Raw genomic sequence first — 19168 nt, 5'->3', positions numbered from 1 at the left:
GAAGGTTTTATCGATGTCCACGGATGTCTGGTCCGGACGTGAACGGCACGTGCCAACTAGGCGGCCCGGGATGGTCGAGGCGCAATCGGGACGACGAACGGGATATCCCGCCCGCCAGCGACAACCTCCACATCAATCCCGTAGACCATGCCGAGCGTTGGCGCCGTCAGCACCGTCGCCGGGCTTCCGCAGGCAGCGACCTTGCCCGCCTGCAGCAGCAGCAGTCGGTCGGTGGTGCGCGCCGCGAGATTGAGATCGTGAACCGCCATGAGGATAAGCGCACCCGATGTGCAAACATAGTCCCGCAACAGACCAAGCACGGTCAGCTGATGGCGCAGATCGAGTGCGCAAGTCGCTTCGTCGAGAATGAGCAATCGCGGCTGACGCATCAGCCTTTGCCCAAGCAGGACGAGTTGCTGTTGGCCGCCCGATAACGTGTTGATCCGGCGGTTGGCCAAATGCTCGAGGCCCAACTCGCAAAGCATCAGAGAAGCCCTCCTGATCTCCGGCTCGCCGACGCGCCAACCCAATTGCTCATGGCGGGCCAGAAGAAGGGTCTGCAGAACGGACAGGTCAGCATTCACCGAGCACTGCTGCGGCATAAAGCCGACAGTACCGCGATCGACGGGGCTCCCCGCCCACCGGACCGAGCCCGATTGCGCGATGCGCCCGGCAATAGCGCCGAGCAACGTCGATTTGCCGGCACCGTTCGGACCGACCACGGCGACGATCTGGCTTGGCGCAAGCGTGAGCGAGACCCGGTCGATAATGCGACTTCGTCCGCGCTCCACGCTGACGTCCGTCAAAGTCAGCCCATTTGTCATGGCCGTTCTCCTTTGCCCCGGCGCGCAATGACGACAATGAGCATGGGAATTCCGGCGATTGCGGTGATGATGCCAACGGGTATGACGGCGGCGGGCGAGATCAACTTGGCAAAGACCGAAGCGCCGAGCAGGATGATCGCCCCTGCCGTTGCGGCCATCGGCACGGCAAAACGGTGATCCTCGCCGACGGCAGCGCGCGCCACATGCGGTGCGATCAGGCCGACGAAGCCGATCGTCCCGACGAAGCACACGGCGGCGGCGGTCAGCAGCGAGACGAGAACGAAACTGCGCCTGCGCAGGCAATCAACCGACAAGCCGAGGCTGGAGGCGTTAACGTCTCCCAGCCTCAGCAACGTAAGCCTCCAGCTGTCCCGTATGACGAAAGGAAGGCAAACTGCCAGAATGACGGCAGTGACGCTAACCGTGGTCCAACTGGCCTTCAGGAGGCTGCCGAACAGCCAGAAGACGATTTGCTGAAGCACTTCGGGTGAGGCCATGAATTGCAGCAGGGATTGCAGCGACTGAAACAAGAATAGGACGGCAATGCCGGCCAGAACGAGGATCTCCGGCGTCGTGCCTCGCAAGGCGGCAACGAAGTAGACGAGCGCGCAGGCAAGGAGCGTCATGAAAAAGGCCGAAGCCGGCACCAAGACGAAACCCGGCAACGGCAGGAAGCTGCCAAACATGATCGCCAACGCCGCACCAAAGCCCGCAGCAGCCGAAAAGCCGAGCGTAAACGGGCTCGCCAGCGGATTGCAGAGTATCGTCTGCATTTGCAATCCGCCGATCCCCAGGCAGGCACCGACCAGCACACCCATAATCGTCTGAGGCATGCGCAATTGCCACAAAATCGTGGTCGCCATCTGGTCCCCGGAATGGGGCCCGGCCAAGAGCGTCGCCCACACATCGCCAAGCGGCATGCCTGAGGGGCCCTTTGCCAAATCGACCAACATCAGGAAAACGAGCCCGGCCACTGCGACGCCGAGTGCCGAGAGGCGAATGAAAACTTCACGGCGATAGTGCGAGCGAAGGATATCGAGTTGAAGGGCCGCGTCGGTCATTGGCTGTCGACCTGATAGGGGAGGAGAAAGACGCCCTCAGCCTTGATCGGCATCCACGCGTCGTAAAAGCGCTCGATCTCGGCTGCGGGATCTATGTCTCTGAAGGCATCCGGATAGAGCTGCTTGGCGATGTACTGGGCGTATACGTAGTCGGAGAGCGTGCGTGCCCCGCCGTGGTAGATGGCATGGACATCGTAATTTCTGACGGCAGGCAAAGCATCCCAGCCCGGACGACCGAGGTAGGCCTTCATGCGTTCGCGTGCAATTTCCTCGTTGGCGCCGAACCCGACCGTCACGGCCTGGGGCTTGTTCAACCATTCAGAGCCAGCGAGAAAGATAATGTCGGGTTTCTGAGCAAGCACGTATTCTGGGCTGAGCGGCCCCCAATTCTGTAATTGCCCCTTGGCGATGTTGGTCCCGCCAAGCCGATCGATGAGTGCGCCCCACATCCCGTTGCCGTAGCTGTTACCGACTTCGGAAGGCCCTTTCTGCGCAAGCTCAACATAGACCCTTTTGTTCGCCGGACCTGCGCTTTTGATGCGCCGGTCGATATCCCTTATGGCTGCCTCGTACTGGGCGGCGAGCTTTTCAGCGCGGTCGAGGGATCCCATGACCGTTCCCAGCACAAGTGTCGACTGAATGTGCTTTTCGAGTGTCTGGGCGTTGTAGTCGAGCGCCACGACAGGAATGCCCGCAGCCTCGATCTGGTTGACGCCCTCGCCGAGCGCATCGTACGACCAGGCCGCAAGGATGACGAGGTCCGGCTTCGCGGCGATTACTCTTTCGACCGAAAAAGTACCGTTCTCCGTATCGCCGACATCCGGAAGCCCCGCGATGGACGGAATTGCGTCGAGATAGGCCGCAAATTGGTTCGGCCGCCAATCCTTCCATGTCGAGAGCGACAGCGCGACCACCTTGTCCATCGCGCCCGGACCGACGACTGCGATGAAATCCTCGTAGTAGAAGTTCAAAACGACCTTTTTAGCAGGCGCGGCCAGCGTGACGTGGCGGCCCTTGACGTCAGTAACAGTGATTTCCGCGTGGCCTTGTCCGGCAAAGATCAGAGCACAAGCCATAGCGAGAAGCGCAATAGTTTTTTTCATCGGAACGTTCCGTTTCGTTTATCGAAGTGGGTTTCGGTTCAAGCCCTGCAGATGCCAGCATCGACGTACCTGCCTGCGGCCAGCGCTTGCAGTGTCTCGATGTCGAGTATCCTCACAATTTCGGGATGCGAGAAATCGATGATCCGATCCCGCTTGAGCTGGTTGAGGCAGCGGCTGACCGTTTCGATCGTTAGACCAAGCCAATCACCAAGATCGGCGCGGGTCAGGTAAAGATTGAATGTGAGCACGCCACGCTGGCTCTTGCGCATCGGCCGCTTGAACTCTCCGGCAAGATCGCACACAGCCGAGGCGACTTTTTCCATCGCAGTCTTGCGGCCAAGAAGCGTGACATGGCTGTATGCCCGACCAAGCATTCGCAAAAGGGCTTGGTCGAGGGCTGATTGATCGATTTTTTGCCAGGGGCTTTCGGCTTGGCTGAACGTCAGGGCCTGGGCTCCGCAATGGTTGCTTCCGCCAAGGGCAAAGCCAAACAGACGGCCAGGTCCAACGATGTCAAGGATTTGACGTCGTCCGTCGCTGAGCAAATGGGTAAGCGCGACACAGCCATCCAGCAACCTGTAGATTGGTGGGGCAATATCCTCCTGAGCGTAGATCGTCGCTCCGGGAGAAAACAACCGGTTACGTTTGACAAATGGCGTTAGGGGCAAGCCCGCGAAATCCGGCGGCAGCGCAAGCGCTCCCTCCTCGGGATTCGATATAGTAAACATGGATTTGGTCCGGCGTTCGGCAGCCGCCTTGTCCGTAAAATGCGGCACGGCTGTCATGGTTGCAATCCGCCGGCCTAAGGCGCGGCGATACAATCAAACCATGATGTCGGCGGGAGGCGCTCGCGGTGACGCATTGGCGGTCCGCAGTGGACGCCGATCTACGTTAGGGCGAGAGGAGAAACCCCTCTTCAGAGAACCAGCTATTGGCGCGCCAACGCAGTCTGTCGGAGACGGAAGCAGCATTAACGCAGTGAGGCGACACGCCTCACAGGTTCCCGAAGCGGCGTTGCCCTTCTCGTCATCATGGTCGCCTGTAAGGCATAGGTCGGGTGGCGTGCCGTCTGGCAGAGAGAAAGCGGAAATATCCGAGCCGTGAGCAACGAACGCGGTGACAGGAGGGTTATGGGCAAATGATATGGAAAACAGGGCGATCGCGCAGAGCAAGCGCAGATAGGTTGCCCATTTTCCATACACCAGTGACAACATGGATCTCCCGCTTTGACACTCGATAGATACCTGTTGCGGGGCGAGCGACATTGCTCCAGATCAACGTTCCGCGATAATCCGCACGCATTCCCTCGGCGACTTGCAAAATAGTTGTGATCGCCCACCCCTGGGTTGCTTTCTGTTTAACTTGCAGTAGCCGCGGTGAGCGACAAAACGTTAAATTGACCCCGATGCCCTCGGAAATGTCGCCCTGCCCGGGGGCCGGAACCGTGAAATCGTCGCGGCAGTCGACAACCTGTCATTGTTTTGCTTTAATCTGACTTCCTCAGCCGGAGGTTTGCAACAACATGAATGGTTGGAACAAGGATGGGCGCGGCAGCGTCAGAGTATCACCGGTCGTCGGCTGGAAAGCGGCAACGCTGATCAACAACGAAGCCGACGTCTTCCTTAGGCTCGAGTTCAGCGTCAATCCCGACAACACAGACGTGTCAGCACTTCAGTTCGCGCTGACTGAGCTCCAGGCGCGCGAAATTAGTGGCAAACTGAAAGCCCTTGCAGACAGGATATCGTCCTTCGCCCTCCAGCCCACTTGAGAGCCGATCCGTGTTCGGCTCGCCCGATCCGAGCGAACGACGAATGTCCTACGAAATGGCCAAGCTGCACTGGTACTTGTTACTGGCGTTCGTGGATCATCAAAGTGGATTGAGGGGTAGCTTCGCGTCGCGTCCGTGCTTACTCCCATTCGCGGCCTTGGCCGCCGAAGGCGTTGCAAACTGTCGTGAAGCGATCAAATGGGGATGACAGTGATTAATATAGCGAGATTCTTTATCGGAATAACGCTCACCATTTCGATACTTGGTGCCGCCCAGGCGCAAACGACGGTCTGCTATGGAACGGAGTGCAGGATCGAGAACAGGGACGGGACATCTGAGACATTACCTGTCGATCAAGTGAATGAACGAGCAAGGGCAGAGGCCCTCAGGCGCATTCGAGAAATTGACTGTGCATTTGCAGACAGTGCATCAGAATGCCTTGAAGCGAAGCTGGTCCTACGCCGCCTCTTCTATTGATGGCAAAACTCAATACGCGCGTCTTGCCTTAGCTGGCAGTTGATTGCCTGTTAACGTGCAGTTGAGATCAGAAAGTAGTCCGTCATTCAATCCGTAGATCCAGCCATGGATGGAGACGTCTTTCCCGAGCAGCCATGCTGCTTGCATTGTCGGCGTTCGAGCAAGCCGCTGGACTTGTTCGGCAACCGAGGCCTCGCAGAGCCGATCGAGATTTTCGTCGCTCCAGCGGTTGCATTCCCGGCATTCGAAGTGTGAATCGGCTGTATCTCGAATTGGTTGGAGCCAATGGTCGATCAAGCCAAAACGCCCACCGGTGACAGCGGCTCTGATCCCACCGCAACCGTAGTGGCCGCAGATGATTATGTGCTTTACGTCGAGTTGGTTCACCGCATACTCGACGACCGACAGCATGTTGAGGTCTGTCGCATGAATCAGGTTAGCGACGTTGCGATGCACGAAGACCTCGCCTGGCTCTAACCCGGCGATGACATTGGCTGGCACCCGGCTGTCGGAACATCCAATCCAAAGATATTCTGGCTGCTGCAATTTAGACAAGCGCCCGAAATAATCCGGCTTCTCAACCTTGCGCGCCTCGGACCATTTTTTGTTCCTGGAAAAAAGTTCTTCGAGCATCATGCGCCTCTGCTTGGTGACGATCCGGAAGCTAACCGATGACCGGATGCGGAGCAAATCGTGAGCTTCCGGCCACGCCCGCAAACCGAGGGCCGAACATCTGCCAATACCGTAAACTGATTGCCTCCAGATCTCTGCAGCGCAAAACACGTCGGTATCGCAGTGTGAAAAATTTCGAATGGCAGGGTCTATCTGCCGTTTAAAACATCGGATTGGGGCGGCGGTCGGCGGACCGCGTTTACTTTTCTGAAGGGGCGAACTGCTGTGCTTGGTACTTGCCCATGGAAAATGCCGCTCCAATTTCCTGACCCATGACGACGAACAGAGATGGACCGGAAGACCGTAGCCACCGCCGCCCTAGTCGAGCACTACCACTAGATGAGCGCCGCCTACAATTTGAACGCACATCCGATATCGCGAGGGCGACAATTGCACTCGAGATCCAGCAACGGCAGGAGAAGACCGAGCGCCTGCGGGCAGTGCGGTTGAGCAACATGAGCCCTCCGAGAGGGCGTTCGTGACATTTCCTGCGCTCAAATTTGGCCGTGCGCTCGCCTCACTTCAGGCAGAACGCCAGCACTCCCGGCCGAATCATTGAGAGCACCCGTTGGACTATTCGGTCTTCAATCCGCCCAATTTTAGCCCTGTAGACTGCCTAAGGGAGCTAGAATAGACTGTGCTTCAGGCGTCATTTGGGAGGCCGACGTGTTTTGTCGAAGTGGGTATTCGGGGAACGGGCAAACGCGCGATGATGGCCAAATCGTTCGTCACATCTTTGACCGCATTTGCACCTCGGAGAACATCGATCCGGTCGGTCCGAGAGGACAGTACCTTGCAAGGTTCCTCGTGACCGAGTTTTGCTACGGCAACCGCGATGAGCGCTGCCTCTTCGAATGTGCCCACTGGCTGGTGAAACGCCAAACCCCCTCTCTTCAAATACCGCCGAAGTGCCTCAAACCCGGTCTTTGTACCGTGCATTAGGCGCGGGAGTGCAGACCAAATTGCAGGCATGGGCGCTCCCCGGGCGAGGATGTGGAACAGAACTGACGTGCCTGAAGAGAGCATTCTTCAATCAACGATCTCGACGCCGTCAGTTGACGGAATTCCCCGACCCGCTTCGTTTTGACCGGGCAGGCCGTAGAGGAGAGCTGCGATGATCGCGACTACGAGAGCCAACAACAAGATTGCAGCCGATTTGGACAAATCATAGTCCTCGCTCAGAAGATGGTTCTGCTATCTTGCCACGGTGCGATGAACTGACCAAGCCGCCTTGAGAGCGGTGGAGGCCGTTTTGAAGTACCTCCGCCTCCGACTGACAAATATCAATTCGTTGATTTCGCACTTGAAATGCGCACTATCGGAGATAGATGGTCGAAGACGAGGCACTGCAGGAGGGGGCCAACAATGGGACAGTTGACGACCACCGAACGGGGATTGGCGTCCGCAATACTAATTTTGCTCGCGATTATCGGGATCGCGATGGGAGCGGCTGGTCGAACGGACCCGCTGGGCGTTCATGGCGCAATAATCTTCTTCTACAGTGTCGCGCTCATATTCATCATCATTTCGCGTGCCTTCGAGGGTTTGCCCGATCCGACCCGGATCGAGCGATATTATGATGACCCGATCAAAGCCGGTGTCGCATTCACCCTGGCCTGGGCGATCTTTGGGATGTTCATCGGAGTTTGGGCGGCGGCACAGCTAGCTTGGCCTAGCCTTAACTTCGATACGGCGTGGACAAGTTTCGGTCGTATCCGTCCAGCGCATACGACCGGCGTCATCTTCGGTTTTGGTGGCAATGCCTTGATCGCAACCTCATTCCACGTCGTCCAGAGAACGTCCCGTGCAAGGTTGGCAGACCAGCTCAGTCCGTGGTTCGTGCTGATGGGCTATAATCTTTTCTGCATATTGGCAGTCACCGGCTATTTCATGGGAATCACCCAATCGAAAGAATACGCCGAGGCCGAATGGTATGCTGATCTCTGGCTGGTAGTTGTCTGGGTGACCTACTTTATCCTGTACATCAGGACTTTGGCGCGCCGCCGCGAACCCCATATCTATGTCGCCAACTGGTACTATATGGCTTTCATCCTCGTGGTCGCCATCTTGCACATCGTCAACAACCTGACGGTCCCTGTCTCATTCGGCCATGCAAAAAGCTACACAATATGGGCAGGCGTCCAGGATTCTATGGTTCAATGGTGGTATGGGCACAACGCCGTTGCTTTCTTTTTGACCGCCGGCTTTTTGGCAATGCTTTATTACTATTTGCCGAAACGAGCCGAACGCCCCATTTTTTCGTATCGCCTATCGATACTAAGCTTCTGGGGTATCACGTTCTTTTACATGTGGGCCGGATCCCATCACTTACACTACACGGCACTGCCCCATTGGGTACAAAATTTGGGCATGACATTTTCGGTCATGTTGCTCGTTCCATCATGGGCGTCAGCGGGAAACGCGCTGCTCACGCTCAACGGCGCGTGGCACAAGGTGCGGGATGACGCCACACTTCGTTTCATGATGACCGCCGCCTTTTTCTATGGGTTGTCTACGTTCGAAGGTTCGTTTCTCGCCATACGCCCGGTGAACTCCCTTTCCCATTATACGGATTGGACCGTCGGGCACGTGCATGCGGGTGCACTCGGATGGGTAGCGCTGATCACGTACGGATCGCTGTACACGCTTGTTCCCGCAATCTGGAAACGCGAACGCATGTATTCAGCCACGCTGGTCGAAGTCCACTTCTGGCTCGCCCTCGCAGGCACCCTGATCTATGTGTTTGCCATGTGGAACTCGGGCATCATCCAGGGTCTAATGTGGCGCACCTATAGTGAGGACAACAATCTTGCCTACTCGTTCATCGATTCGCTTGTCGCAATGTATCCCTATTATATCGCCCGAGCCTTCGGAGGACTCCTCTTCCTGTTGGGTGCGATCGTTGCGACCTACAATATTTGGATGACCGTTCGGGAAGTCCCTGTGGGTGGTTACGCAGCAGATGCGCCGCCTATCACGTCGATTCCACAGAACACCGCAACAGACCCAGCGGAGTAAGGCGATGCCAGAACTGTTTCATCGCAAGCTCGAACGGACTGCAATTGGATTTGTACTGGCGATCATCGCTGCGGCAAGTGTGGGAGGCATTGTGGAGATTGCCCCCTTGTTCACGATCGACGAGACGGTCGAGACCGTGGACGACATGCGGCTTTACACGCCGCTCGAGTTGGCAGGCCGCAATATCTATGTCCGGGAAGGTTGCTACGCCTGTCACAGCCAGATGATCCGCACGCTACGCGATGAGGTTGAACGGTACGGCCCCTACTCGCTTGCAGTCGAGTCGAAATACGATCATCCAATGTTATGGGGATCCAAACGCACGGGACCCGATCTTGCCCGCATTGGTGGGAAGTACTCAGACTTCTGGCACGTCGCTCATCTAAGCAATCCTCGTGACGTTGTGCCGGAATCGAACATGCCGGCATATGCTTGGCTTGCGAGGACGCCGTTGCGGGTGAACGACCTCGCCGAGCATCTTCAAGCTCAGCGAATGGTTGGTGTGCCGTACACGGACGAGATGATTGCCAACGCCTCGTCTGACGCCTACGGCCAGGCAATGCCCGACAGCCCGCAATCGTCAGGTGTCTCCGAGCGATACGGTGAGAAAACGACAGTCAGTGCCTTCGATGGCGTTGCCACGAACGTGACCGAGATGGATGCGCTCGTCGCCTACCTCCAAGTGCTCGGCCGTCTGACCGAAGCCGCCCATGCCAACACGGCAGCGACGGAACAAGCACCCGATCCCAACGATTGAACCCATGGGAGAGCCGAAATGTTTACGCACGATACTCTGGTTGAAGCAGCCAAGAGTTGGGGCTTGTTCTACCTCATCGGCTTTTCAATTTGCGTGCTTATTTACACTTTCTGGCCGTCGAACAAGGCTCGGTTCGATCGCGCTAAACACAACATTCTCGATGAGGACGATGTGCCATGGAAGTAGACGAAATCGATCCCGTTAGCGGCCGCAAGACAACTGGGCATGAATGGAACGGCATCAAGGAACTGGACACTCCGGTGCCGCGCGGGGTCCTTCTCTTCCTGATTATTACGCATATCTTCGCGCTTGTGTGGTGGGTGCTGCTTCCTACATGGCCGCTTGGGTCAACGTACACCAAGGGGCTACTGGGAATCGACCAGCGCAAAACCGTCGAAGAGAGATTGGCAACTGCCACGTCAGACCGGGCCGCTCTGACGACACAACTTGAAACGCTATCTTTCGACGAAATCAGAGCCGACGAACGTTTGATGGCCACCGTCAGATCGATGGGTCACCAATTGTTCGGAGATAACTGTGCTGCCTGTCATGGCGTCGATGGGAGGGGTAGGAATAACTACCCAGACCTCACGGATGACGATTGGCTGTGGGGCGGCAGTCCGGAAAACATCGCTCAGACACTCAAAGTCGGGATCAACACCCAGCATGCGGAAAGCCGGGTGGCGCAGATGCCCGCCTTTGGCCGTGACGAAATGTTGGATCGCAATCAGGTCAGGGATGTTGCGTTGTATGTTCGCTCCCTAACTGATCCCGCCGCCTCTACTGCCGATAATGTCGGGCAAATGGAGCGCGGCCGCGAAGTCTTCCTGACAACGTGCGCCGCGTGTCATGGTGAGGATGCCAAAGGGAACCGGGAGGTTGGCGCGCCCAACCTTACAGACCAGTATTGGGTGTATGGCGGCAGCCTCCAGAACATCATCGACACAGTTCACGGCGGACGGCAGGGCCACATGCCAACTTGGGACGAGAGGTTGACGCCCCTCGAGATCAAGGCCCTGGCTCTTTATGTGAACTCCCTTGGAGTAGAGAAGCCGTGATGACGACAAGACACCGATCAAAATCGCCCATTCTAGTTTTCTCTCTCATTGCTGCGGCATGCGCGCTCTTTGTTGGCGCGAATGCTCATTTGTTGTTTGTGGCATACGACAGCGATCCTGGATGTGTAGCGCATCTGAAGAATACGGGAACCTCACCGGGGCAGTTCAAGGCAGCGAAGTCATCGTGCTGATCCCAAGCTTAAGGAGAGTCATATGGTTTCGCACAACAAAACCAGGCGTCTCATTAGTGAGGTCTCGGGTATAGAAGAAACCTGGAACCCCAAGTGGCAACGACACCTTCCCATCAACGCCCCGTTCACCTGGCTGGCTAAAGGCTGGTGCGACTTCTCGATCTCCCCCGCCCAAAGTCTGGCCTATGGAATCGCCGTCTTCGTTCTTTGGATCCTCTCGGTGTGGGTATTGTTTGCAACAGGACGTGATTACTTTCTCTTTCCTGTTGTTGCAGGTCTGATGATCATCGCACCACTTCTGGCGTCTGGTCTTTATTTGAAGAGTGCGCGCCTTGAAAACTCGCAGCAGACCACGTTCGGTGGAATGCTTGGCGTCCGCCCGAGAGCTGGCGCACAGGTATTTTTCACAGGGCTGCTCCTTTGCATGCTCATGCTTCTGTGGATGCGAGCCGCAGTCTTGATTTATGCACTTTTTTTTGGCGTTCGCCCCTTCCCCGGCCTCCGGCACGTCGCCGAATTGCTCCTCACCACTCCGACCGGCTGGGCGATGCTAGTCGTGGGCGTATTTGTGGGGGCCTTGTTCGCCGGTTTCTCCTTTGCAATCAGCGCCTTTTCAATTCCAATGCTTCTCGACCAGGAGATCGATGCCTTCACGGCAATGGGTGTCAGTGCCGCGTTGGTTTGGAACAATTTGCGTCCAATGTTGCTCTGGGGTGCGCTAATTTTGGCTCTATTTGTGATCGCAGTGGCCACGGCGGGCATAGGGTTGATCGTAATCTTCCCCCTTCTCGGCCACGCAACTTGGCATGCGTATAAAGCGGTGAAGTAGCCATGGCTTGCTGCTCCTTCGCTGACATTTCTCTAAACAACGATGCGGTTCGTTCCCGTGGCGAGGAAATACTCCTGGCAAGCAGGGGTATTGGCAATGGACTTCGACAGGTGACCCTTTCAACACCTGAAGTGCATTGCGCAAGTTGTATCGCCAAGATCGAACGTGCGCTGAGCGACCTCCAAGCTGTTGAATCCGCGCGTGTGAACCTGTCCCAAAGACGCGTCACAGTCAGTTGGAACAGCGGAAGGGCCGACTGCCCCGATTTCATTGGGGAGTTAGCCAGGGCCGGCTATTCTGCTCACATCATCACTAACGTGTCCGCCGACGGATCTTTGTCGTCACTGTTGGTAGCGCTTGCGGTTGCCGGCTTTTGTTCAATGAACATCATGATCCTCTCTGTTTCGGTCTGGTCAGGGGCAGATCCGGCAACACGAAACGCATTTCACATGATTTCCGCTGGTTTGGCCGTTCCCGCTGTTTTCTACTCCGGCAGGATATTTTACGTCTCCGCGTGGAGGGCTCTGCGGAGCGGGAGCACCAACATGGATGTACCCATTAGTGTCGGCATCATGGTCGCGTTTATCCTCAGTTTGTACGACACGTTTACAGGCGCGCGACATGTTTACTTCGATGCCAGCGTGTCGCTCATCTTCGTCCTTCTGGCTGGCAGAACCCTGGATCAAATGATGCGGGGCAAGGTACGTTCGGCGATCGATGATCTCCAAAAAATGATCCCCCGCGGCGCCAACCTCATTCATGAAAACGGGTTGTTTTCTTACACCCCACTCGAGGATGTTCAGCCGGGAATGCGCCTGCTTATCCGGTCCGGCGATCGCGTGCCGGTCGACGCCGTTGTGCACGAGGGAGGAACCGAAATCGACTCGTCCGTAGTGTCAGGTGAAAGTCGATGGAAATCCGTCGACGTGGGCGCAACGTTGTCAGCGGGCGCGCTGAATGTTGGCGGCCCAATCGTCGTCGTTGCGACGAAATCCGCTGACGATTCTTTTTTGTCTGAAATGGCACGCTTGGTGGACGCAGCCGAGAGCGCTCGAACAAGCTACAGGCGTGTGGCGGATCGCGCTGCAGCTTTGTATTCGCCGGTGGTCCACTCCATCGCCGCAATCACGCTTGCCGGCTGGTTGTACGTCTCAGGAGACCTTCACCAAGCCGTCACAACTGCGATCGCGGTCCTGATCATCACCTGCCCATGCGCACTTGGATTGGCAGTTCCCATGGTCCAGGTTGTCGCCACACGGCGGCTTTTCGAACGGGGCATCATGGTCCGGGACGGTTCTGCCCTAGAACGCGTAAGCCACGCGCGCACCGTGTTGTTCGACAAGACGGGAACGCTCACGCTTGGTGCACCTCAGTTGGTCAATGCCCAGCCAATTCCCGCTGGCGCTCTGGGTATTGCAGCCAGCCTTGCGCGGCTTTCAAACCACCCTATCGCACGAGCGGTTGCCGAGGTCGGTACGCGCCAGGGTTTGAAGCCGGAAACATTTGACAGCGTGGATGAACTTCACGGCCTTGGCATCGAGGGCCGGAGGCACGGGCAGATCTACCGTTTGGGCCGTGCATCCTGGGCAACGAACCATACGGACCTTTCAAGAGACTTCGTTGGGACCGCTTCAGTGCTCACCAGAGACGATGAGATACTTGCAGTCTTCGAATTTGACGACGTGGTCCGACCAGGAGCATCAGAACTGGTTCAATCACTGACAATGGGTGGAACCTCACTCGGTATTGTCTCGGGAGATAATGAACGTGCCGTGTCTCGCGTTGCAAACCGTCTCGGAATTGAAAGATTCAGCGCGGAACTGCTCCCAGCTGACAAGGTTGCAGCGATAAGGGCTCTCCAATCCTCATCAGATAAAGTCTTGATGGTTGGCGATGGATTAAATGACGCCCCTGCTCTCGCCGCTGCCGATGTTTCGATCGCGCCATCAACGGCCTCGGACATCGGCCGAAACCATGCTGACTTCATATTCCTGGGCGATAATCTGTTGGCTGTGCGAGAAATTGTCGAGACCGCCAAACGAGCAAAGGATCTTATCCGCCAAAATTTCGGTTTCGCGGTGGCCTATAACGTCGTCAGTATCCCGTTTGCGATTGCGGGATACGTCACGCCACTAGCTGCAGCGATCGCGATGTCGTTGTCGTCGGTTCTTGTCGTGTGCAATTCCATGCGGTTAGCTAGACCAGTATTTCGCCGGGAACAATGGAGCGGCCACCCCGCCATGATATCATGAGTTATCTCGTGGTTCTAATCCCCGTGGCACTCCTTATGGGCGCAGTCGGGCTGGCTGCGTTCCTGTGGTCCTTGCGCGCTGGGCAATACCACGATTTGGACGGTGCAGCGGCGCGAATCCTCGTAAACGACGGCGATGGCGTCTCCGATGTTGAAGGCCTTACTTCACACAAGGAACGCCAACGATATAAGGGCGTTTCGCAAGTAGGCAGTTGAAGCGACGATAGGGAGTGGAAAATGGAGCACAGCGCAGACACCCGAACCGAACATCCATCGATGAGTGATCCGGCACTTCCAGCAATGATCGATCCGTCAGAAACGGTGACGGGCTTCGCAATTATACTCGGTATTATCGGAGCCGTTGTGGGGCTGGTGGCAGGAATTTTCGTACAAGCCGCGTCCGGTCTCCTGCCCGCCCTATTGAACGCCTTCATCGCAGTTCTGGCGGGTGGCTCCGCAGGTGCAGTTACCGGTGGAACTTTGGGCGCGGTCCTCGGCGTCGTCAAGGGTCGCCGCGTACCAAAGGCTATCGAGCCATCTTGAGCCTGCCCGCACGGGGGTTCGAAAAAACCTGCGAGTCAGACTGCCGCAGTTTCCTGCTCGGTCTCAGCGATTCGAATGCAATCCCGCCCCGCGGCCTTGGCAGCATACAGGCCCAAGTCGGCTTGACGCAACAAATGGCTCTTGGTGCCGTTTTTCGATGGCTTGATCGCCGAACATCCGATGCTCACTGTCACGACACGCTTTTCGCTGCCGATGTGGTCGACGCCGAGAGCTCGAACTGCGGCACAGACAATGCCCCCAATCGCCAGGGTCTCTGAGAGCTCAGCGCCCGGCAAAATCACCGCCACCTCCTCGCCTCCGTAGCGCGCAACTACACTGCCTCTCATCGGTGCCAACGCATCGCTGATTGCTTGTGTAACTTTCTTCAGACAAGCGTCTCCCGCGGGATGGCCATAGGTGTCGTTATAGGCCTTGAAGCGGTCGACATCGATCATCAGCAGCCCAATGTAGCCGCCTTTTTCAACGGCGATGGAGTACGCGGTCTCCAGAGCAGCATCGAAGGCACGGCGATTGGGAAGCTGGGTCAGCCCGTCCGTGCTGGCGAGTGCCGCCAAGCGATCGTTCAGCTGACAAAGTTCCAGTTCCCGCTCGTGATGCTCGGTCACATCCGAATATGCTATCGTGGAATCGCCTTCTATGGTTTTCCGGCTTCTCGCCTGTCAATCAGCATCCAAAATTCACCCCTTATCGGCATCCAATTTTGGCTCTGACGCAGATTTGATGCATCCCTTTCATGTCGCACCGATCAGCCGGGCTTGAAGAAGATCGAGCTTTCCGCGTCCGTACATTTGGCGTTTTACCAGCTTGAGCTTGGTGATCTGCCCTTCGGTCTGCCCATTGGACCATGGTGAGGCGATCGCCGCTCGAACCGCCTTAATGTCTTTCACTACTCCGTTGCCAAAGGAGGCGACCAGACTGTCTCGGGCGCGGTCGATCCACGGCATGAGCTGGCTTTCCATTTTGCGCCGAACCATCACATGGAAGTCGGTAATGATATCGCGAGCCGCAATGAGCAGCGGGACGCCGCTTTCGATCGCGGCGATGGTGACGGTTTCGGATTTCGTCAAGTTGTCTCTGTTGGTTGTTAGGAGGCGAGCAATCGTCCTGGCGGAGGGAGTGCGGGTCAACGTATCCGCGTCCGCCTTGTCGGCCCGCTTCCGCCGTGTGGCCCATTCACTCACGACTCGGCGCGAACCGCGAAAGCCCTGTGTTCTCAAACGCCGCCATAGTTCAGTGCCGTTCCGCCTGCCGGCAGCCCATTGTGCGTCGAGCCATTCCAGATACATTTCCAACGAACTTTCTCGGGACCGAAAGACATCGTTTCGTTGCCCTCTGAGCACCTGGCGGACCAAGCCGCGGCTATGACCGGTGCGGCGCACGATTTCCTTGATCGTCATGTCGTCCTTCGACAGCGCCATGATGGCCGCGTTGGTCTGTTCCCGTCGGAGATAACCTTCGTATTGAAGGCGTTCTGCCGCAGTCAGCAGCTTCGGATCGACGCGCGTTGCGCCGAGCGTCTTGCGGATTTGCCGCATCGATTTGCGGACCGCGTCCAGGAATGCACGACTGGCATTCTCCATCAAATGCCATCGATCAGCGACCTGCACGGCATCAGGCAACGCCCTTGCGGCTGCCAGCCCGTAAGCGCCGCCACGGTCGCGGGCAACGATTTGGATTTGGGGGTTCTGCCGCAGCCAAGCCTCCGCCGTCGCTGGCTCGCGGTCTGGCAGCAGACTGACCGGCCGCCGCCGTTCCAGATCACACACGATCGTGCCGTAGCGATGATTGCGACGCCAGGCCCAATCATCGATGCCAATCACCGAGGGTGGGGCTGATGGCGGAAGGCCTTGCCTGCGGATGACGCGTAGCAAGGTGTCGTTGCTGACGGGAAGCATCAGACGTTGGGCAAAACGGGCCGCCGGGCGTCCACCAAGCGCGAGGGCCAAGTGATGGACAACATGCTCGAGGCGTCCGGTTCGTCTGGCATAAGGCGGCAGTACATCGCCAAACCGCTCGGCGAATATCTGTCTCCCACAAAGCACGGCATCACAAGCGAACCTCCGAGTCCGCACGAGAAGTCTGACGCGCCTTCCTGATAGGGGAAGGTCCGCGACCTGGCGGCAATAGCGACTTCGGACCGTTCGAGACATTCGTCCGCACGCTGGACAAGCCGCCGTTGCGTTGGTTCGGGAAAGCAGGATGCAGGTCTCATCGCCGACGCGCGTAATGCGTTCAGCAATGAAGCCAGCCGGGACCAAATCAGAAGCGCAGAGCTTCGTGCTCATCATGCTGATTCCTTTGTGGAAACCAGCAACACAGCATCATTACGACTGCATCAAAAATGAGTCAGAGCCAAATTTGCACGCCGAAACACAGACATAGGGCCGGAGGGATATCAGCGTGCCACAGCGGGCAGACTGATTTGGGGATCATCGCTCATTTGCGCCATGGTCTCAAGTGTCAGGTATCTGGCGCGTTGGACGGCCCATTCATCATTCTGTTCGAGCAGCAGTGCGCCGACGAGACGGACGATGGCTTCGTCGTTCGGAAAGATGCCGACGACCTCGGTGCGTCGCTTGATTTCGCCGTTGAGACGCTCGATTGGATTCGTCGAATGCAGCTTTGCCCGGTGCTCTTTCGGGAAGGTCATGTAGGCGAGCACATCCTCTTCAGCATCGTCCATAATGGACGCGAGCTTTGGAACTTTCTGCCGTATCTGATCGGCGACGCTGCGCCATTGAGCGCTGGCTGCTTCGGGCGTATCTTGTGCGAAGGCCGTGGCGATGAAGGCGGAGACGACCCGCCTGCCGCTCTTTCCGGCGTGCGCCAGAACATTCCTCATGAAGTGAACCCGGCATCTTTGCCAGGTGGCACTGAGCACCTTAGTGACTGCAGCCTTGAGGCCTTCATGCGCATCGGAGACGACGAGCTTCACGCCACGCAATCCTCGGCGTGTCAGCCTGCGCAGGAACTCCGTCCAGATCGGCTCAGCTTCGGACGTGCCGACTTCCATGCCCAGAACCTCGCGCCGCCCGTCGCTGTTGACGCCGACGGCGATGATGACGGCAACGGAAACGATGCGACCACCACGCCGGACTTTGAGGTAAGTCGCGTCGACCCACACGAATGGCCAGTCACCTTCAATCGGCCTGTCGAGGAACGCCTTCACCTTGACGTCGATCTCTTCGCACAGGCGGCTCACCTGGCTTTTGGAGATGCCGCTCATGCCCATCGCTTTGACGAGGTCGTCGACAGAACGCGTCGAGATTTGACCTGCCCCTGAGAATTTCCTCCAGAATGGATTAGAGTCCGGCCCATTAAAGGACGGACGAATGAAGAAGCAGAGATTTACGGAAGAGCAGATTATTGCGGTGCTGAAGGAGCAGGAGGCTGGCGCGAAGGTGGCCGACCTCTGCCGCAAGCACGGAATTTCAGAAGCAACGTTTTATAATTGGAAAGCCAAATACGGTGGCATGGAAGTCTCCGAGGCGAAGCGGCTGAAGGCGCTTGAAGACGAGAACGCGAGACTGAAGAAGCTGCTGGCCGAACAGATGCTGGATGCAGCCGCACTTCGCGAGCTTCTTGCAAAAAAATGGTAGGGCCTGCCGCCAAACGCGACGCCGTCGCGCATCTGAAGACCGTCATGGGTCTTTCGGAACGGCGGGCCTGCCAGATTATATCTGCGGATCGGAAGATGGTGCGATATCGGTCCTGCCGACCGCCGGAGGTAGAATTGCGGGCGAAGCTACGCGACCTCGCCAATGAGCGACGGCGTTTCGGATACCGGCGACTGTTCGTCCTGCTTCGGCGGGACGGAGAGCCGTCCGGCGTCAATCGCATCTACCGGCTCTATCGCGAGGAAGGTCTTTCCGGAGCCGTCCGGCGTCAATCGCATCTACCGGCTCTATCGCGAGGAAGGTCTTTCCGTTCGCAAGCGCAAAGCCCGGCGGCGTGCGGTCGGCACGCGTGCGCCGATCCTGGTCGAGGCGAAGGCCAATGCCCGCTGGTCGCTGGACTTCGTGCATGACCAGTTTGCCTGCGGCCGACGCTTCCGCGTCCTCAACATTGTCGATGATGTGACGCGCGAATGCCTGGCGGCGATCCCGGACACATCCATCTCCGGTCGACGTGTCGCCCGAGAACTGACGACGCTGATCGAACGACGCGGCAAGCCAGGAATGATTGTCTCAGACAACGGCACCGAACTAACGTCGAATGCCATCCTCGCCTGGTCGAAAGATCACAAGGTCGAATGGCACTACATCGCGCCGGGAAAGCCGATGCAGAACGGCTATGTCGAGAGTTTCAACGGGCGCATGCGCGACGAACTGCTCAACGAAAGCCTGTTCTTCGGCCTCGATCATGCCCGAAGCGCCATTGCTGAATGGGCGGACGATTACAACCATTTCCGGCCGCACTCATCGCTCGGATACAAAACCCCGGCAGACTTTGCCGGGACCATCGCCGCAACCGGCTCCAACGCTGCACAAGATGAAAGCTTCGCGTTTCCGCCGGTTGCTCACACCGCGCCACTTGGCGTATTCAGAACCGCCGGGGCTCTAGTCGCTGCTGGGTGAAAGTTCCGTGGCAGGTCA

Annotated in this window: 16 protein-coding genes and 2 pseudogenes; 10 read left to right on the top strand and 8 right to left on the bottom strand. The window is 57.4% G+C overall.

Going from position 1 to position 19168, the window contains the following annotated elements; genetic code table 11:
• Positions 1-56 precede the first annotated feature (56 nt).
• Genes BLJAPNOD_RS27915 through BLJAPNOD_RS27900 form a run of 4 tightly spaced genes read right to left on the bottom strand, consistent with a single transcriptional unit; the run spans position 57 to position 3773 of the window.
• Entirely contained in the window at positions 57-824 is a 768-nt protein-coding gene (locus tag BLJAPNOD_RS27915) for an ABC transporter ATP-binding protein (RefSeq protein WP_115422219.1), read from the bottom strand.
• Positions 821-1885: an iron ABC transporter permease gene (locus BLJAPNOD_RS27910; protein WP_115422218.1), complete on the bottom strand. Its 1065-nt coding sequence runs from the start codon at positions 1883-1885 to the stop codon at positions 821-823. The genes BLJAPNOD_RS27915 and BLJAPNOD_RS27910 overlap by 4 nt, the downstream gene beginning before the upstream one ends.
• On the bottom strand, positions 1882-2988 hold the full coding sequence (locus BLJAPNOD_RS27905) for an ABC transporter substrate-binding protein (RefSeq protein ID WP_115422217.1): 1107 nt from the start codon (positions 2986-2988) through the stop codon (positions 1882-1884). Before BLJAPNOD_RS27905 ends, BLJAPNOD_RS27910 begins: the two co-directional genes overlap by 4 nt.
• Before the next feature lie 38 nt (positions 2989-3026).
• Positions 3027-3773: a helix-turn-helix domain-containing protein gene (locus tag BLJAPNOD_RS27900; RefSeq protein ID WP_115422216.1), complete on the bottom strand. Its 747-nt coding sequence runs from the start codon at positions 3771-3773 to the stop codon at positions 3027-3029.
• A 737-nt stretch (positions 3774-4510) separates the two neighbouring features.
• Here BLJAPNOD_RS27900 and BLJAPNOD_RS27895 point away from each other — a divergent pair.
• A complete protein-coding gene (locus tag BLJAPNOD_RS27895; RefSeq protein WP_115422215.1) occupies positions 4511-4756 on the top strand; it encodes a hypothetical protein in 246 nt (81 codons plus the stop codon).
• Positions 4757-5242: 486 nt separating this feature from the next.
• Here the strand turns inward: BLJAPNOD_RS27895 and BLJAPNOD_RS27885 are convergent, their stop codons facing one another.
• Entirely contained in the window at positions 5243-5866 is a 624-nt protein-coding gene (locus tag BLJAPNOD_RS27885) for a carbonic anhydrase (protein WP_115422240.1), read from the bottom strand.
• A 1404-nt stretch (positions 5867-7270) separates the two neighbouring features.
• Here BLJAPNOD_RS27885 and ccoN point away from each other — a divergent pair.
• The 8 genes from ccoN (at position 7271) to BLJAPNOD_RS27835 (ending at position 14552) form a co-directional block, all read left to right on the top strand.
• Entirely contained in the window at positions 7271-8923 is a 1653-nt protein-coding gene (gene ccoN / locus BLJAPNOD_RS27875; RefSeq protein ID WP_115422212.1) for a cytochrome-c oxidase, cbb3-type subunit I, read from the top strand.
• 4 nt (positions 8924-8927) lie between these two features.
• Positions 8928-9680: a cytochrome-c oxidase, cbb3-type subunit II gene (ccoO, locus tag BLJAPNOD_RS27870; RefSeq protein ID WP_115422211.1), complete on the top strand. Its 753-nt coding sequence runs from the start codon at positions 8928-8930 to the stop codon at positions 9678-9680.
• An 18-nt stretch (positions 9681-9698) separates the two neighbouring features.
• Complete coding sequence (locus BLJAPNOD_RS27865) at positions 9699-9866, top strand: cbb3-type cytochrome c oxidase subunit 3 (RefSeq protein WP_115422210.1); 168 nt, start codon at positions 9699-9701, stop codon at positions 9864-9866.
• Positions 9857-10738: a cytochrome-c oxidase, cbb3-type subunit III gene (gene ccoP / locus BLJAPNOD_RS27860; protein ID WP_115422209.1), complete on the top strand. Its 882-nt coding sequence runs from the start codon at positions 9857-9859 to the stop codon at positions 10736-10738. The genes BLJAPNOD_RS27865 and ccoP overlap by 10 nt, the downstream gene beginning before the upstream one ends.
• Positions 10739-10951: 213 nt before the next feature.
• A complete protein-coding gene (locus BLJAPNOD_RS27850) occupies positions 10952-11758 on the top strand; it encodes a DUF2189 domain-containing protein (protein ID WP_115422207.1) in 807 nt (268 codons plus the stop codon).
• Positions 11759-11760: 2 nt separating this feature from the next.
• Entirely contained in the window at positions 11761-14010 is a 2250-nt protein-coding gene (locus tag BLJAPNOD_RS27845) for a heavy metal translocating P-type ATPase (RefSeq protein ID WP_115422206.1), read from the top strand.
• Positions 13980-14225: a cbb3-type cytochrome oxidase assembly protein CcoS gene (gene ccoS / locus BLJAPNOD_RS27840; protein ID WP_343215832.1), complete on the top strand. Its 246-nt coding sequence runs from the start codon at positions 13980-13982 to the stop codon at positions 14223-14225. Before BLJAPNOD_RS27845 ends, ccoS begins: the two co-directional genes overlap by 31 nt.
• A 21-nt stretch (positions 14226-14246) precedes the next feature.
• Positions 14247-14552: a hypothetical protein gene (locus BLJAPNOD_RS27835; protein ID WP_115422204.1), complete on the top strand. Its 306-nt coding sequence runs from the start codon at positions 14247-14249 to the stop codon at positions 14550-14552.
• A gap of 35 nt (positions 14553-14587) precedes the next feature.
• Here BLJAPNOD_RS27835 and BLJAPNOD_RS27830 read toward each other — a convergent pair whose 3' ends face one another.
• From BLJAPNOD_RS27830 to BLJAPNOD_RS27820, 3 genes and pseudogenes are all read right to left on the bottom strand, one after another.
• Positions 14588-15178, bottom strand: a complete 591-nt coding sequence (locus BLJAPNOD_RS27830) for a diguanylate cyclase (RefSeq protein WP_158556187.1) — start codon at positions 15176-15178, stop codon at positions 14588-14590.
• Positions 15179-15304: 126 nt separating this feature from the next.
• Complete coding sequence (locus tag BLJAPNOD_RS27825; protein ID WP_115422239.1) at positions 15305-16858, bottom strand: ISL3 family transposase; 1554 nt, start codon at positions 16856-16858, stop codon at positions 15305-15307.
• 110 nt (positions 16859-16968) lie between these two features.
• A pseudogene (locus tag BLJAPNOD_RS27820) lies at positions 16969-17841 on the bottom strand (IS256 family transposase); the annotation flags it as partial.
• A gap of 64 nt (positions 17842-17905) precedes the next feature.
• On the opposite strand from BLJAPNOD_RS27820, the pseudogene BLJAPNOD_RS27815 reads away from it, so the two are divergent.
• Positions 17906-19150 (top strand): annotated as a pseudogene (locus tag BLJAPNOD_RS27815) (IS3 family transposase).
• The last annotated feature ends 18 nt before the right edge of the window (positions 19151-19168 follow it).

The organism is Ensifer sp. M14 (genome assembly GCF_003355565.1).
GTDB lineage: Bacteria > Pseudomonadota > Alphaproteobacteria > Rhizobiales > Rhizobiaceae > Ensifer.
The sequence above is the reverse complement of the archived record's forward strand: the minus strand, read 5'-3'. Positions and strand labels throughout refer to the sequence as shown.